This is a genomic window from Aliiruegeria haliotis, from assembly GCF_003003255.1.
In the GTDB taxonomy this organism is placed as follows: Bacteria; Pseudomonadota; Alphaproteobacteria; order Rhodobacterales; family Rhodobacteraceae; genus Tropicimonas; species Tropicimonas haliotis.
This window is the reverse complement of sequence record NZ_PVTD01000008.1, coordinates 84017-98065: the sequence shown is the minus strand read 5'-3', so window position 1 is coordinate 98065 and position 14049 is coordinate 84017. Positions and strand designations below refer to the sequence as shown.

15 protein-coding genes are annotated in these 14049 nt (G+C 62.3%); 4 read left to right on the top strand and 11 right to left on the bottom strand.

The annotated features are described in order from the left end of the window. Position 1: 1 nt before the first annotated feature. The 10 genes from CLV78_RS17290 to CLV78_RS17245 all read right to left on the bottom strand — a co-directional run bounded on the left by CLV78_RS17290 (position 2) and on the right by CLV78_RS17245 (position 8050). Positions 2–844, bottom strand: a complete 843-nt coding sequence (locus tag CLV78_RS17290; protein ID WP_106206355.1) for an urea carboxylase-associated family protein — start codon at positions 842–844, stop codon at positions 2–4. A 132-nt stretch (positions 845–976) separates the two neighbouring features. Next, on the bottom strand, positions 977–1756 hold the full coding sequence (locus tag CLV78_RS17285; protein ID WP_106206353.1) for a succinate dehydrogenase iron-sulfur subunit: 780 nt from the start codon (positions 1754–1756) through the stop codon (positions 977–979). 81 nt (positions 1757–1837) lie between these two features. Then, positions 1838–2254, bottom strand: a complete 417-nt coding sequence (locus CLV78_RS17280; protein WP_106206351.1) for a hypothetical protein — start codon at positions 2252–2254, stop codon at positions 1838–1840. Beyond that, entirely contained in the window at positions 2254–4059 is a 1806-nt protein-coding gene (gene sdhA, locus CLV78_RS17275) for a succinate dehydrogenase flavoprotein subunit (RefSeq protein WP_106206349.1), read from the bottom strand. Before sdhA ends, CLV78_RS17280 begins: the two co-directional genes overlap by 1 nt. Before the next feature lie 16 nt (positions 4060–4075). Further along, the gene (locus CLV78_RS17270; RefSeq protein WP_106206347.1) at positions 4076–4465 is read right to left on the bottom strand and encodes a succinate dehydrogenase, hydrophobic membrane anchor protein; all 390 of its coding nucleotides are present in this window, start codon (positions 4463–4465) and stop codon (positions 4076–4078) included. A 13-nt stretch (positions 4466–4478) separates the two neighbouring features. Further along, positions 4479–4877, bottom strand: a complete 399-nt coding sequence (gene sdhC, locus CLV78_RS17265) for a succinate dehydrogenase, cytochrome b556 subunit (protein ID WP_106206553.1) — start codon at positions 4875–4877, stop codon at positions 4479–4481. 498 nt (positions 4878–5375) lie between these two features. Then, on the bottom strand, positions 5376–6404 hold the full coding sequence (locus CLV78_RS17260; RefSeq protein WP_106206345.1) for a MaoC family dehydratase: 1029 nt from the start codon (positions 6402–6404) through the stop codon (positions 5376–5378). 3 nt (positions 6405–6407) lie between these two features. After that, positions 6408–6611 (bottom strand): DUF1737 domain-containing protein, encoded by a 204-nt coding sequence (locus CLV78_RS17255; RefSeq protein ID WP_106206343.1) that lies wholly within the window; start codon positions 6609–6611, stop codon positions 6408–6410. After that, positions 6608–7171, bottom strand: a complete 564-nt coding sequence (locus tag CLV78_RS17250) for an NnrU family protein (RefSeq protein WP_106206341.1) — start codon at positions 7169–7171, stop codon at positions 6608–6610. The genes CLV78_RS17255 and CLV78_RS17250 overlap by 4 nt, the downstream gene beginning before the upstream one ends. Before the next feature lie 9 nt (positions 7172–7180). Next, on the bottom strand, positions 7181–8050 hold the full coding sequence (locus CLV78_RS17245; RefSeq protein WP_106206339.1) for an HpcH/HpaI aldolase/citrate lyase family protein: 870 nt from the start codon (positions 8048–8050) through the stop codon (positions 7181–7183). Positions 8051–8674: 624 nt separating this feature from the next. Here CLV78_RS17245 and mdh point away from each other — a divergent pair. Both mdh and CLV78_RS17235 read left to right on the top strand, forming a co-directional pair. Then, positions 8675–9637 carry a malate dehydrogenase gene (gene mdh, locus CLV78_RS17240; protein ID WP_106206337.1) on the top strand — a complete coding sequence of 321 codons (963 nt, stop codon included), beginning with the start codon at positions 8675–8677 and terminating at the stop codon, positions 9635–9637. 159 nt (positions 9638–9796) lie between these two features. Next, positions 9797–10576: a sulfotransferase family 2 domain-containing protein gene (locus CLV78_RS17235; protein ID WP_106206335.1), complete on the top strand. Its 780-nt coding sequence runs from the start codon at positions 9797–9799 to the stop codon at positions 10574–10576. Here CLV78_RS17235 and CLV78_RS17230 read toward each other — a convergent pair. After that, the gene (locus tag CLV78_RS17230; protein ID WP_158263589.1) at positions 10504–11613 is read right to left on the bottom strand and encodes a glycosyltransferase family 2 protein; all 1110 of its coding nucleotides are present in this window, start codon (positions 11611–11613) and stop codon (positions 10504–10506) included. The two genes, CLV78_RS17235 and CLV78_RS17230, sit on opposite strands and share 73 nt — an antisense overlap. A gap of 302 nt (positions 11614–11915) precedes the next feature. On the opposite strand from CLV78_RS17230, the gene sucC reads away from it, so the two are divergent. Beyond that, positions 11916–13109: an ADP-forming succinate--CoA ligase subunit beta gene (gene sucC / locus CLV78_RS17220; protein ID WP_106206329.1), complete on the top strand. Its 1194-nt coding sequence runs from the start codon at positions 11916–11918 to the stop codon at positions 13107–13109. A gap of 5 nt (positions 13110–13114) precedes the next feature. Continuing rightward, positions 13115–13996 (top strand): succinate--CoA ligase subunit alpha, encoded by an 882-nt coding sequence (gene sucD / locus CLV78_RS17215; protein ID WP_106206327.1) that lies wholly within the window; start codon positions 13115–13117, stop codon positions 13994–13996. Positions 13997–14049 lie beyond the last annotated feature (53 nt).

Sequence of the window (14049 nt, the reverse complement as noted above, 5' to 3'; positions counted from 1 at the left end):
CTCATTCGGAGAGCCCGTGCGTGCGATCGTAGGGGGCGGCGCCCGGCGCCGTCCAGTCGGCGGTCGCTGGCCCGCTGAAGATCTCGACCTTCAACGGGTGACACGCGGCGGCGTCGGAGGAATGCTCGGAGGAGCAATCGCCGCCGGGGCAGGCCGAAAGAGCACCGAGAAGGTCAATTTCGGCGATGAACTCGATGAAATCGCCGGGGCGGACCGGGCTCGCCTTCATGAAGTACTGGCCCGTGTCACGGGTGAACCCGGTACACATGAAGACGTTGAGCACGTCGTGGACATGAGCTTCGGCATGTTGAAGCGGCATCCCGGTGTCTGACGCCAGCGCTCGGGTCAGGTTCGAGTGGCAGCAGTGGTGATAATGCCCGCCCGAGAGGAGGGCGTGTGTGTAGGGATCGCAGCGTGTACCGATTACGTCGTGCACAGAGCCACCGAACTCATCTATCCCATACCATTCCAGAGTGTCCTGCAGGATTGTCGCCATCGGGCGCAGTTTCGGGAATCCCGACCAAAGCCGGTTGCCCGTCGTGACATGGGTGCCGTGAAGCGCCCTTGTCTTGCCGGAGTAGAAACGCTCGGTCAGGTCGTTGGCATTCCACAGGTTCAGATCTCCAACCTGCGGCCCCTCTATGGAAGTGATCCGGAAGGCCCCCCCGGCAGGCACCCGGAAACACGCCGCGTCCCGTGCGGGCACGATGACTTCGCCGGTTTTCTCCAATCGGGTCCGGTGTCTCCCGAGAGCGGGCATGTCCGGCTGGGGCAAAGTGTCGACCGGGTAGCAGATCACGGGAGCGATGGCGCGGCGGGCGTCGGCGTCGGCGGGGTGTTGCATAGAGGCTCGGCAGTTTGGCTGTGATGCCCGGAGCATGGTCGAGACTTCGACCGCTGGCAATCGTCCACCAAGGCAGGCTCAACGAAAAAGCCCGGCCAGTGGCCGGGCTCCGTGTCGTCACTGTCGTGTTGCCTAGTGAAGGCGTTCCTGCGCCATAAGGCGGATCTTGGCGATTGCTTCACCCGGGTTCAGGCCTTTCGGGCAGGTCTGGGTGCAGTTCATGATCACGTGGCAGCGATAGAGCTTGTAGGGATCTTCCACGTCATCCAGACGCTCGCCCGTGGCTTCGTCACGGCTGTCGATGAGCCAGCGGTAGGCATGCAGAAGGGCTGCCGGTCCGAGATACCGGTCGCCGTTCCACCAATAGGCGGGGCAGGAGGTCGAGCAGGAGGCGCAGAGCACGCATTCGTAAAGACCGTCCAGCAGGGCGCGATCTTCAGGCGACTGCAGCCATTCCTTCTCCGGCGCGGGTGTCTTCGTCTCCAGCCAGGGCTTGATGGAAGCATGCTGAGCATAGAAATGGGTCAGGTCCGGCACCAGGTCCTTCACCACCGGCATGTGCGGCAGCGGGTAGATCTTGATGTCGCCCTTCTGGTCGTCGATGCCCCAGATACAGGCAAGCTTGTTGATCCCGTTAACGTTCATCGCGCAGGAACCGCAGATCCCTTCGCGGCAGGAGCGGCGGAAGGTCAGCGTCGGATCGATCTCGTTCTTGATCTTGATCAGTGCGTCCAGAATCATCGGGCCGCAATCGTCCAGATCGATGAAATAGGTATCGAGTTGCGGGTTTTTCCCGTCATCAGGATTCCAGCGATAGATCACGAATTTCCGGACATTCTTGGCATTGGCCGGCTTTGGCCATGTCTTGCCCGTCATGACTTTCGAGTTCTTGGGGAGTGTGAATTGAACCATAAGGTCACCTCAGCTTTCTGCGGGCGGCAGCATGGCCGCCGCGTGGCTTGGGTTCGAGGGTTATGCGGGGAGAGCGCCGCATCAGCGCCGCGCCCACTGGCAATAGAGATCGCCCCTGAAAAGGATAGTCGGGTTTCGCCCGCAATCCATGCCGCGATACCCGCCCGGTGCCCTGATCGACCGGACAATCGTGCGTTGGTTCGCGGTCAAACGGCCCTGAGCCGGGGCAAGCCCCAGTCGCCGGGCCGCACAGGCGTTGATCGCATCCGCGTCGATGTAGGTGACACGATCATAGGGAACGATCTGTACCGACATCGCCGTGGAAGATGGATTGGCTTTCTGTTGCTCCAGGTAGGCCGCGCCGCCCACTCCGCGTGATTTCTTGCAGTCCAGAATCACGCTGCGCTGTTCTTCGACAGCGGTGAGCGCGGAGGCGGCGCCCGGAAGGGCAACAGCCAGTGCAAGTGCGGTGGTGAGAAGTTTGGCCCGGTTGAACATCAGTAAACCCTCGCTTTTGGTGCAATCTTCTTGAGATCGATTCCACCTTCGTCCTCGACCGTAAGCGGGTCAAGGTGCACGGGACGGTACTCGAGTTCGACATTCGGGCCGTCAACCACCGCAAGCGTGTGCTTGCGCCAGTTCTCGTCGTCGCGGTCCGGGTAGTCCTCGTGGGCGTGGGCACCGCGGCTTTCCTTGCGTGCCTCGGCCGAGACGATGGTCGCCATGGCGTTCGGCATCAGGTTGGACAGCTCCAGAGTTTCCATCAGGTCGGTGTTCCAGACCAGCGAGCGGTCGGTGACCTTCACGTCGTCCAGCTTGGCAGCGACCGCCTTCATCTTCTCGACACCCTCGGCGAGGGTCTTGTCGGTCCGGAAGACGGCGGCGTCGGCCTGCATCGTGCGCTGCATTTCGTCCCGCAGATCGGCCGTCGTGACCGAGCCATCGGCATAGCGGAACTTGTCGAAAGTCGCGATCGCGGCGTCGAGGCTCGCCTGGTTCAACTCCGGATTCGGCGCTGCGGGGTCGACCACCTGACCCGCCTTGATGGCGGCGGCGCGGCCGAAGACCACGAGGTCGATCAGCGAGTTGGAGCCGAGACGATTGGCGCCGTGCACAGAGGCACAGCCCGCTTCCCCGACGGCCATCAGGCCCGGCGCGATTGCGTCGGGATTGTCGGCGGTCGGGTTGAGCACTTCACCCCAATAGTTGGTCGGGATGCCGCCCATGTTGTAGTGGACCGTCGGCAGAACCGGCACCGGCTCTTTCGTGAGGTCCACACCGGCGAAGATCTCGGCGCTTTCGGTGATGCCCGGCAGACGCTCGGCGAGCGTTTCGGGGGGCAGGTGGTTGAGGTGCAGCGAAATGTGGTCCTTGTTCGGTCCCACGCCTCGGCCTTCGCGGATCTCGATGGTCATGCAGCGCGAAACCACGTCGCGCGATGCGAGGTCCTTGTAGGTCGGAGCGTAGCGCTCCATGAAGCGCTCGCCTTCGGAGTTGGTCAGGTAGCCGCCTTCGCCACGGGCCCCCTCGGTGATCAGGCAGCCCGAACCGTAGATGCCGGTCGGGTGGAACTGAACGAACTCCATGTCCTGCAGGGGAAGCCCCTGGCGGGCGACCATGGCGTTGCCGTCGCCTGTGCAGGTATGTGCCGAGGTCGCGGAGAAGTAGGCGCGGCCATATCCACCAGTCGCAAGGACAACCATCTTGGCGTTGAAGGCATGAAGCGTGCCGTCATCGAGTTTCCAGGCAAGGATACCCTGGCACACACCATCCTCGGACATGATCAGGTCCGTGGCGAAGTACTCGATGAAGAACTGGGCGTCTTCCTTGATCGACTGGCCGTAGAGCGTGTGCAGGATGGCGTGGCCGGTCCTGTCGGCGGCAGCAGCCGTCCGCTGCACCGGGGGGCCTTCGCCGAACTCGGTGGTGTGGCCGCCGAAGGGGCGCTGGTAGATCTTGCCTTCTTCGGTGCGCGAGAAGGGCACACCGTAGTGCTCCAGCTCGTAGACGGCCTTGGGTGCCTCGCGGGCCAGGTATTCCATCGCGTCGGTGTCGCCGAGCCAGTCGGACCCCTTCACGGTGTCGTACATGTGCCAGTGCCAGCTGTCGGGGCCCATGTTGCCAAGCGAGGCCGCGATGCCGCCCTGGGCGGCGACAGTGTGCGAGCGGGTCGGGAACACCTTGGTGACGCAGGCGGTCTTCAGACCCTGTTCGGCCATGCCGAGGGTCGCGCGAAGGCCGGCGCCACCGGCACCTACGACGACAACGTCGTATTTGTGGTGAGTGATTTCGTATGCGGACATTTTTCTCTCCGAAGCCTTAGCCGGCGATCATGGAAGCGATCAGGATCTTGACCAGGGCAAAGAGGCCCAGGCCGCAGAAGAACCAGCCAAGCGCGGTGGTGATGATGACACCGGCAAAATCAAAGCCGTGCGGAACGTAGTCTTCGAACACCTTCTTGATGTTGAAGCGCCAGTGATAGGTGGCCGAGACCACGAAGAGGCCCATGATGACCATGTTGAAGGGCCGGGTGAGGCCTTCGACGACGACTTCGTAGGGGGCGCCGATGAGTGGCGCGATGCAGAACAGGAACAGGATGACCAGGGCGGCCATCATGTAGGAACTGGTGGTGACTTCCAGCTGGTGCTCGGCCCCGTGGGCGATCGAGCCCTTGCCGGAGGCGCGCTTGCGATCTGTCAGATAGGACATGGCTTCCTCCGGGTCAGACAATGAGCAGGATGATCGAGGTCAGGACGGTGCCAGCGACCGAGCCGAAGACCAGCGCCCAGCCGAGTTTTTCGGCCGTCGGCAGATCAAGCCCGATGGCTTCGTCCCAGATAATGTGACGGATGCCGCCCAGCATGTGGTACCAGAGCGCCCAGATGATGCCGAACCAAACGATGTAGGCCAGCCACCAGCCGGTGAGCCATTCGTTGTGCGCCGCGTAGACCTCGGGGCCGGCGGCAGCGGCAAGAAGCCACCACAGCATGAGAAGAATACCCACCGTCAGTCCGTTGCCCGAGATCCGGATGAGGATCGAGCTGACCATCAGAATGTGCGGACGATAAATGGAGAGGTGCGGCGACCGAGGTCGATTTCCCCGGTTCACATCAGCAGTCATGTGCCTGGCTCCTTTGCTGGCGCGGTACAGGTCCCGCATTTGCACTCTTCCTAATGCATCTGGTGCGCGTGTCACGTGGATGAGGCCGCATTGGGCGCGGTTTATTGGCGCAATCCGGCGGTGTGCGCCAGGCGACTGTGATCCGGTGTCCGCACGAAATAGGTCGTAGTGATTTGTTTTGTAATGATATTACTCTGAAGGCTGTATGCCGTCGGCGAATCCGGGTCGACCGATCATGCGTCCCGTGCATATCTCTTTCGGGCGCTCTGCGATCCTGTGCGTGGGTTTTGGAGCCTTGTGCACCTTGCCTGAGTCCCGCTCATTCGCGAAAGCCGGGGTAGGGCGAAGCGGGTGGTTGCGAACGACCTAACTTGCGCTCTGAGGGGCCCTCGGCCCAGCCAACAACACAGGCGTCAGGCGGCGCTGCTACGAGGGGCTGGGCTAGCCGCGGAAACCCGGCTTGCATGACGCGCTTCCATCGCCTGCCGGTTCGGCAGGTCAAACAGGAACAAGCGCCCAATAGTCCAGGTCGAGGAGCACATCCGGGAGGTACTTCCCGTCCTCCCCCTTCAACTCGAAGGGCGCGCCCTTCGTTGCGACGAGCCGCAGTCGCAGCGCGCCAACTCCCGGTGCGGAGGTCTCTGCCTTGCCGAGGACTTCCGTCCAGGCCTTGATTGTGTCCCCCGCGAAGCAGGGATTCGCATGTGCACCGCCATTCAACCCGACGATCATCGATGCATTTGCAAGTCCATTGAAACTCAGCGCCCGTGCCATGGAAATCACATGACCCCCATAGATCAGGCGCCTGCCATCCGGGCGGAAGGTGGCGTCGAAATGCACCTTGGCGGTGTTCTGCCAGAGCCGGGTGGCCAGCATGTGCTCGGCTTCCTCGATCGTCACGCCATCGACATGGTCGATCCGCTCGCCCACAGTGTAGTCGCCCCAGCGGTGCGGCTCGCCCGCGAGGGCGAAGTCGTAGCCGGTGAAATCCAATCCCTCCGGAAGCACCAGGTCGTCTGGCGACACCACATCGGCCAGTTCCGGAATCGTCGTGTCCGGGGCCGGCGCATCCAGATTGCCCTTCCGGACCATGACCCAGCGAACGTATTCCAGCACGCTCTGATTGTCCTGGTTGCGCCCAGTGGTGCGGACATAGACCACGCCGGACTTGCCGTTCGAGTTCTGTTTCAACCCGATCACTTCGCTCTCGGACCGCAGGGTGTCACCGGGATAGACCGGCGCCAGAAAGCGACCCTCTGCATAGCCGAGGTTGGCCACAGCATTGAGCGAGATGTCCGGAACCGTCTTTCCGAACACCGTGTGAAACGTGATCAGGTCGTCCATGGGAGAGACCGGCAGACCGCAGGCCCGGGCAAACTCATCCGAGGATGCCAACGCGTGGCGGGCCGGGTAGAGAGCGTGGTACAGCGCCCGCTCTCCCCCGGAAACGGTGCGCGGCACGGCGTGCGCAATTACCTCGCCCAGCCGGTAATCCTCGAAGAAGCGGCCCGGATTGGTCTTGGCCATGGTTCAGTGTTCTCCCAGTTTGATGTCCGGGCTGTATATTCCCGGTACGTCCTTCACCACGGCCTGACCGCAGCGCATGACGCCTTTTGTGGCGTCGAAGGCGTAGGTGGGATCGCCGTGGAGATGCCAGCCATCGTTCAGCGCCTTTGTCACCTTGTGGCAGAAGGCCGAGGTGTCGTCCTCGCTCAGAAATCGGTAGAGTTTCATTGTCCGCTCCCAAAGACCGGGTAGCCAAGCCACCCGTGGATGAAGCCGATAACCACCAACAAGACGACGCTGGCGGCGAGGAACATCGCGTCCTTGGCGATGCTGCCGGCCTCGGGCGGTGTCCAGTCGGGTTCGGCACGGTTGATGATTCCCGGCGTGACCAGCGACCAGCCGAGCAGACCGCCGAACAGGATGATCCCGGCAAGATCGCCGTTCACCAGCAGGTGCGCGATGGCCCAGAGACTGAACCCGGCCAGCATCGGGTGCCGCATGCCGTTCAGCAGTGCCCCTTTCTTCGGGGCAGGGCTCATCATGTAGATCGCGATCAGAATGATCAGGTTGTTGATGTGGCGCAGGAAAGACGGCGGCGACCAGATTTCCACGAAGGGCGCGGCACGATAGCCGACCACCATCAGGACGACCGCCGCGACGAGGCCCCCGGTGACCATCATCTTGGCCTGGTTGTCCTCCATCATCGCCCGTTTGTCGGGGGCGACACGTTTGTAGAGATGCGCCCCCCACCAGAGTGCGACGCCAAGTATCAATAGAAGCCAGCTCATGGGGATCTCCTAGGCCAATGCAGAAATGGCCTCCGCTTTCGCCAGCGTGGCCTTCGCGGTCACGATATGCAGATTCTCCACGATTTTTCCATCGACAACAGCGACACCGAGCCCCTCCGCTTCGGCGGCCTCGAAGGCGGCGATCTGGCGGCGGGCGAGGTCAATCTCCGAGTCCGTCGGTGCAAAGGCTGCATTCGCGGTGGCAATCTGGGCGGGATGGATCAGCGTCTTGCCATCCATGCCAAGGTCGCGCCCCTGTTCACACTCGACCTTCAGGCCATCGTCATCCTTGAACGCATTGTAGACACCATCGACACAGATGATTCCGGCCGCCCGAGCGGCGAGCAGGCAGGTCTGCAGCGCGGTCTGCATGGGCAGCCGGTCGGGGCGGAATCGGCAGTTCAGCTCCTTGGCGAGGTCGTTGGTGCCCATGATGAAACCGCCCATCCGGGGTGCGGCGGCGATGGCGCCTGCATTCAGAATACCGCGGGGGGTCTCCATCATGGCCCAGATCTGCGTGTCGACACAGGCCGGATCGGCATCAAGCCTTGCGGTGATAGCCTCAATCTGCGCGACCGTTTCGACCTTGGGCAACAGGACCGCCTGCGGTCCGATCTCCACCACCGCCTCAAGGTCGTCGGGGCCCCATTCGGTATCCATGCCATTGAGGCGGACGATTTGCGCGCGCGCTCCATAACCGCCGGATTTGAGTGTCTCGACCAGCAACCTGCGCGCATTCGCCTTCTCATCGATCGCGACAGCATCTTCGAGGTCGAAGATAATCGCATCGACGGGAAGGGACTTCGCCTTTACCAGGGCACGGTCCTTCGACCCCGGAATATAGAGCACAGAGCGATAGGGGCGGGCGGCAAGATCCATGTCTCTCTCCTGTCGTTTCGAGATTTGCAGAGAGCACACCTTTTCTGCGCGCGCAAGATATGAAATGCCGCACTGCGGAAATGCGCAAGAATTTTGCGCGAGGGTGCGGCGCGGCGGCGCTTCCGTTGCCGCAAACACCTTGCCGAGGGCTGAATTCCGTTCCCAACCTTGGCGGTCGAGACAGTTTTGGGAGCGTTCGTGACATTGCTCCGGGGGAAGCCCATGTCCACGCGTCTCGCATCCGGCGAACGCTAGCAAGGAAGCCGCACCTGCAACGGGTGGTCCCGGTATCGCTGCGCCTGGCAGGAACGCGAGATTGTCCCGCGCTTCAGCCTGTTGCGCACAGCTCTGCCCGAGGGAACTGCCTTTTGCCCGAGAATCGGTCGCTTTCGGAACGAGAAAACCACTGGATCGCGGCACTTGGAGCGGCGGGACGGAGGACGCGGGACGTGCGGCCATCGGCCCCTGAGTGCCGGGAATTGCGCCTTTCCGGCGTGTTACCGCCTTCAGGGCGCTCCTGTCCCGGCAAGTGCAGCCTTGTGCCGCGCTGCCATCCGGTTGCGCCAGCCCCCCCAAATGGCTAGGCACTGCGCCGAAGTGAAACCAACCTAGGGAAACTCTCCAATGGCCAGACCCAAGATTGCCCTTATCGGCGCCGGTCAGATCGGTGGCACGCTTGCTCACCTCGCCGCGATGAAGGAACTCGGCGACGTCGTCCTGTTCGATATTGCCGAAGGTACCCCGGAGGGCAAGGCGCTCGATATTGCCGAGTCCGGCCCGTCCGAGGGCTTCGATGCCAAGCTGAAAGGCACGCAGGACTATGCCGACATCGCCGGTGCCGACGTCTGCATCGTGACTGCCGGTGTGCCGCGCAAGCCCGGCATGTCCCGCGACGATCTTCTGGGCATCAACCTGAAGGTCATGAAATCCGTTGGCGAAGGCATCCGCGACAACTGCCCCGACGCCTTCGTGATCTGCATCACCAACCCGCTGGACGCGATGGTCTGGGCGTTGCAGCAGTTCTCCGGCCTGCCGACCAACAAGGTCTGCGGCATGGCGGGTGTACTGGACTCGGCCCGCTTCCGTCACTTCCTCTCCGTCGAGTTCGACGTTTCGATGAAGGACGTCACGGCCTTTGTGCTCGGCGGCCACGGCGACACCATGGTGCCCTCCGTGCGCTACTCCACCGTTGGCGGCATCCCGCTGCCGGATCTGGTCGCAATGGGCTGGACCACGCAGGAGAAGCTGGACGCTATCGTACAGCGCACCCGTGACGGTGGCGCCGAGATCGTTGGTCTGCTGAAGACCGGCTCGGCCTACTACGCTCCGGCGACCTCCGCGATCGAGATGGCGGAAGCCTACCTCAAGGACCAGAAGCGCCTGCTGCCCTGCGCCGCCTATTGCGATGGCGAGCTGGGCCTGAAGGACACCTATGTCGGTGTGCCGACCATCATCGGTGCCGGCGGTGTCGAGAAGGTCGTCGACATCAAGCTCTCGAAGGAAGAGCAGGCCATGTTCGACAACTCGGTCGGCGCGGTGAAGGGCCTGGTCGAGGCGTGCAAGGGCATCGACCCGTCGCTGGCCTAAACTGATATCGGCATTGCCCGGCCCTCAATGGGTGGAAGGCCGGGCAATGCCATCGTGAGAACAGCCGTGACAATTTGAGCGGCGAGGGGATCAATTCGTCGGGCACCAACCCCATGGCATCGCACGTCTGCGGTCCTGTGGCCGTAGTCGGAGCCGAACATGCCCATCGCACGTGTCAACGGCCACCTGTTCTTCTTCGTGCATGTCCCGAAATGTGGTGGAACCAGCATCAAGCGGTTTCTCGACACGCATGGCGTGACGGCCTTTGACGGGCACGGCGCCACCACCTGGTCGAAATGCACCGTTGACCATATCCATGCCGATCTGCACACGCGCTTCGTGCCCGACCGTTTCTTCGACCACGGTTTCATCGTCTTCCGTGATCCGGTCGAACGGTTGGTTAGCAGCTATGGCATGTATGCCGGCCCGCCGGGGCGGTCGCTGAACCCGGCCAATCACCTGTTGCGCACATGGGCGCATGTTCGTGGTCGGAAGGCTCGCAGCTATCCTTTCATGGGCCGCGAATGGGCGATCGATTTCGACACATGGGTGCGCGGCGTCTTCTGGATCCAGAAACGATGGCCGTACAAGGGCAACAACCACTTCAGACCGCAGTCGGAGTTCTTCCGGGCGGGTCTCAGGGTTTTTTTCCTCGAGGACGGACTCGACAAGATCTGCCGCTGGATCGGAAATCAAGCCGGCCTTGGTCCCGAGATCGAGGTCCCCCATACGAACCGGGCCCGGACCAGTGACGTCCAGATGACGCACGCCACACGCAGATTGATCGAGAAGCACTACCGCGCCGACTATGACCTCTTTGCGACCTTGCGGGCGGAGCAGGACGGTGGGCCGGCGCTAGCTAAGGATCAGGCCCGCGCGGCAATCGTCCCCGGTGGAGGCGTTGGCGCAGTCAAGGCCGACCCGAAAACCGCCGGCTGAGGACAAGGGGAGAGGCATCCTCCATCTCCTTGCATCAGGTGCACTGCGCCCTTCGAGTCCAGCGATTCGTCAAAGTCTGTTGGAGCAAAACGCGGCGTATGATCCGGTAGCAGCCATGCCAGGTCCCTTTGTGGCGCAATGCGCGACCGGAAAAGCGCCCCGCGCCTACGCAGGGCATCGGCTTCCAATGGGTCGAGGACAAAGAGGTCCCGATGAAAGGCCAGAACGGCTTGCAGGTCGTGGCAGGCGTCACGGACATGGCGTACCTGAGCCTGTCGTTCGGGGTGCAGCAGTTCAGTGATGTTTCTGTCGTCCACCGCTGCATAGCGAAGTGTCTTCAGGGCCCAGTGCAGGGGTGTCAGGCCGTCGAAATGGAGAAGGCGGGCGTCGGGCGAGGTTCTCCCGGCGGGCAGCGCGTGGTTTCCCGTAGTGTTGGCGTGTGGTGCGTGGGCACCGATCCGAAGCCCACGGCCCGTTCGGGAAAGGGATTTGCCATTCGGATAGCCCGCGAGCCCGCGCCGCAGGAACCGCGCATTGCCGCGAGGAGTTCGGCGGTAGACGTCATCGGGCATTCGGCGAGGGGAGCGGAACACGCCGTCAAAAATCGTGACGGGGGTCTCGGCGGCGAGCCAGACCCGCTCATGGTTCGGGATGCGCAACCAGTCCACCTCATCGCCGAGACGGGAAAGGATCTGAGGAAGCGGCCTGTCCAGTTGAAGAAACTCGTCGGCATCGATGTGCAGCAACCAGTCGGCCTCGGTCCGGTTGTAGGCCCAGGTGGCATTCGCTGCTTGCCTCTGGGACTGGAGCAGCGGCCGGTCTCGATTCCGAACTTCGGACCAGTACCAGTCATCGCATCGCGTGATGTAGCAGCGGGGAAGGCGCCGGAGCATGTTGGCACATGGGTCGCCGGGGTCATCTAGGAACAGGTGAACTTCCGAGGCACCAAGGCCAAGGTGGTGCGCCGCAAACGCCAGAACGAGGTTTGTCGGCTCCATGACGGTCGCAACCACGGCCCATCGCTGAATGCTCTCCATTTTTGGTTGCCTCGTGTGCTGGCAGGTGTATTGGACGCCGCAATTGCCCAGCTTCGCCGGGGTTTCGACAGCGTTCAGCATCATGACCGACAGCGGTTAACAGATCCCGGAGAGACGGATGATTCTTTGATCGCTCGATGAGTTTGCGCTAACGACCACATTCAATGTGATCACACAATTTGCCGGTGTGATCACATTGGTCGGATTTTCGGCGAAATCCTGGCAGAACAGCAAGAAAACCTTTGGTTCACGGGGCCGGACATGCCAATCAATCCAAAATCGCAGCAAGACGGGACAATTTCATGAATATCCATGAATACCAGGCGAAGGCACTCCTTCGCGATTTCGGCGCCCCGGTCAGTGACGGCCGTATCGTTCTCAGGGCAGAGGAGGCCAAGACGGCCGCCGGCGAACTCGACGGCCCGCTCTGGGTGGTCAAGGCCCAGATCCACGCAGGTGGTCGCGGCAAGGGGTCCTTCAAGGAACCGGAAGCCGGTGAAAAAGGCGGTGTCCGCCTGACCAAATCTGTGGAGGAAGCTGCGGAAGAGGCCAAGAAAATGCTTGGCCGCACGCTGGTGACCGAACAGACCGGCCCCGCCGGCAAGGAAGTCCACCGCGTCTATATCGAGGAAGGTGCCAACATCCAGCGCGAGCTGTACCTCGCCTTGCTGATCGACCGCCAGACCTCGCGCATCTCCTTCGTCTGCTCGACGGAAGGTGGCATGAACATCGAGGAGGTTGCCGCGGAGACCCCCGAGAAGATCCTGTCCTTCTCGGTCGATCCGGCCACCGGCTACCACGGCTACCATGGGCGCCGCATCGCGTTCATGCTCGGCCTCGAAGGACCGCAGGTGAAGCAGTGCGTTGCGTTGATGAAGACGCTCTACCGGATGTTCGTGCAGAAAGACATGGACATGCTGGAGATCAATCCGCTGATCGTGACCGACAGCGGCGATCTCAAGTGCCTCGATGCCAAGATGGGCTTCGATGGCAACGCGCTCTACCGCCACCCCGACGTGGCCGCGCTGCGCGACGATACCGAAGAGGATCCGAAGGAACTCGAAGCGTCCAAGTTCGATCTGAACTATATCGCCCTCGACGGTGACATCGGCTGCATGGTGAACGGCGCGGGCCTTGCCATGGCGACCATGGACATCATCAAGCTCTACGGCGCCGAGCCGGCGAACTTCCTCGACGTTGGTGGCGGCGCCACCAAGGAAAAGGTGACCGAGGCCTTCAAGATCATCACCTCCGATCCCAACGTGAAGGGCATCCTGGTGAACATCTTCGGTGGAATCATGCGCTGCGACGTGATCGCCGAAGGCGTGATCGCCGCGGTCAAGGAAGTGGGCCTGCAAGTTCCGCTTGTCGTGCGCCTTGAGGGTACGAATGTGGAAAAGGGCAAGGAAATCATTGCCACGAGCGGTCTGAACGTGATCGCGGCAGATGATCTGGCCGATGGCGCCAAGAAGATCGTCGCAGCGGTGAAAGGATAAGAAGAATGGCTGTTCTCGTTGATGAAAACACCAAGGTGATCTGCCAGGGCTTCACCGGTTCGCAAGGCACCTTCCACTCCGAACAGGCGATTGCCTATGGCACGAAGATGGTCGGTGGCGTGACCCCGGGCAAGGGTGGCCAAACCCACCTCGACCTGCCGGTGTTCGACTCGGTCCATGAGGCCAAGGCACGGACCGAGGCCAATGCGACCGTGATCTATGTCCCGCCCCCCTTCGCGGCCGACTCGATCCTTGAAGCGATCGACGCCGAGATGGAGCTGATCGTCTGCATCACCGAAGGCATTCCGGTCATGGACATGCAGACGGTGAAGCGTGCGCTGATGGACAGCAAATCCCGTCTGATCGGCCCGAACTGCCCCGGTGTCATCACGCCGGATGCCTGCAAGATCGGCATCATGCCCGGCCACATCCACAAGCGTGGTTCGGTTGGCGTCGTGTCCCGTTCCGGCACGCTGACATATGAAGCGGTGAAACAGACGTCAGACAGTGGCCTTGGCCAGTCGTCGGCAGTCGGTATCGGTGGCGACCCCATCAAGGGCACCGAGCATATCGACGTGCTGGAGATGTTCCTGGCGGATGACGAGACCCAGTCGATCATCATGATCGGCGAGATCGGAGGCTCCGCGGAAGAGGAAGCCGCCCAGTTCCTCGCCGACGAGAAAAAGAAGGGTCGCTGGAAGCCGACCGCGGGCTTCATCGCTGGCCGAACGGCACCTCCGGGTCGCCGTATGGGCCACGCAGGCGCAATCGTTGCCGGCGGCAAGGGCGGGGCCGAAGACAAGATCGAGGCGATGCTCTCGGCGGGTATCACTGTTGCCGAAAGCCCCGCACATCTTGGCGAGGCGGTGCTCAAGGCCATCGGCTGACGGCCTGTGCCGGCCTGTCGCCTCGGGCCCCGTGTCCAATGCGTGGCGCACCG

What these genes read in the sequence shown, in the direction of transcription:
- CLV78_RS17290 (WP_106206355.1), bottom strand. Translation starts at nt 844, where the DNA reads ATGCAACACCCCGCCGACGCCGACGCCCGCCGCGCCATCGCTCCCGTG.
- CLV78_RS17285 (WP_106206353.1), bottom strand. Translation starts at nt 1,756, where the DNA reads ATGGTTCAATTCACACTCCCCAAGAACTCGAAAGTCATGACGGGCAAG.
- CLV78_RS17280 (WP_106206351.1), bottom strand. Translation starts at nt 2,254, where the DNA reads ATGTTCAACCGGGCCAAACTTCTCACCACCGCACTTGCACTGGCTGTT.
- sdhA (WP_106206349.1), bottom strand. Translation starts at nt 4,059, where the DNA reads ATGTCCGCATACGAAATCACTCACCACAAATACGACGTTGTCGTCGTA.
- CLV78_RS17270 (WP_106206347.1), bottom strand. Translation starts at nt 4,465, where the DNA reads ATGTCCTATCTGACAGATCGCAAGCGCGCCTCCGGCAAGGGCTCGATC.
- sdhC (WP_106206553.1), bottom strand. Translation starts at nt 4,877, where the DNA reads ATGACTGCTGATGTGAACCGGGGAAATCGACCTCGGTCGCCGCACCTC.
- CLV78_RS17260 (WP_106206345.1), bottom strand. Translation starts at nt 6,404, where the DNA reads ATGGCCAAGACCAATCCGGGCCGCTTCTTCGAGGATTACCGGCTGGGC.
- CLV78_RS17255 (WP_106206343.1), bottom strand. Translation starts at nt 6,611, where the DNA reads ATGAAACTCTACCGATTTCTGAGCGAGGACGACACCTCGGCCTTCTGC.
- CLV78_RS17250 (WP_106206341.1), bottom strand. Translation starts at nt 7,171, where the DNA reads ATGAGCTGGCTTCTATTGATACTTGGCGTCGCACTCTGGTGGGGGGCG.
- CLV78_RS17245 (WP_106206339.1), bottom strand. Translation starts at nt 8,050, where the DNA reads ATGGATCTTGCCGCCCGCCCCTATCGCTCTGTGCTCTATATTCCGGGG.
- mdh (WP_106206337.1), top strand. Translation starts at nt 8,675, where the DNA reads ATGGCCAGACCCAAGATTGCCCTTATCGGCGCCGGTCAGATCGGTGGC.
- CLV78_RS17235 (WP_106206335.1), top strand. Translation starts at nt 9,797, where the DNA reads ATGCCCATCGCACGTGTCAACGGCCACCTGTTCTTCTTCGTGCATGTC.
- CLV78_RS17230 (WP_158263589.1), bottom strand. Translation starts at nt 11,613, where the DNA reads ATGGAGAGCATTCAGCGATGGGCCGTGGTTGCGACCGTCATGGAGCCG.
- sucC (WP_106206329.1), top strand. Translation starts at nt 11,916, where the DNA reads ATGAATATCCATGAATACCAGGCGAAGGCACTCCTTCGCGATTTCGGC.
- sucD (WP_106206327.1), top strand. Translation starts at nt 13,115, where the DNA reads ATGGCTGTTCTCGTTGATGAAAACACCAAGGTGATCTGCCAGGGCTTC.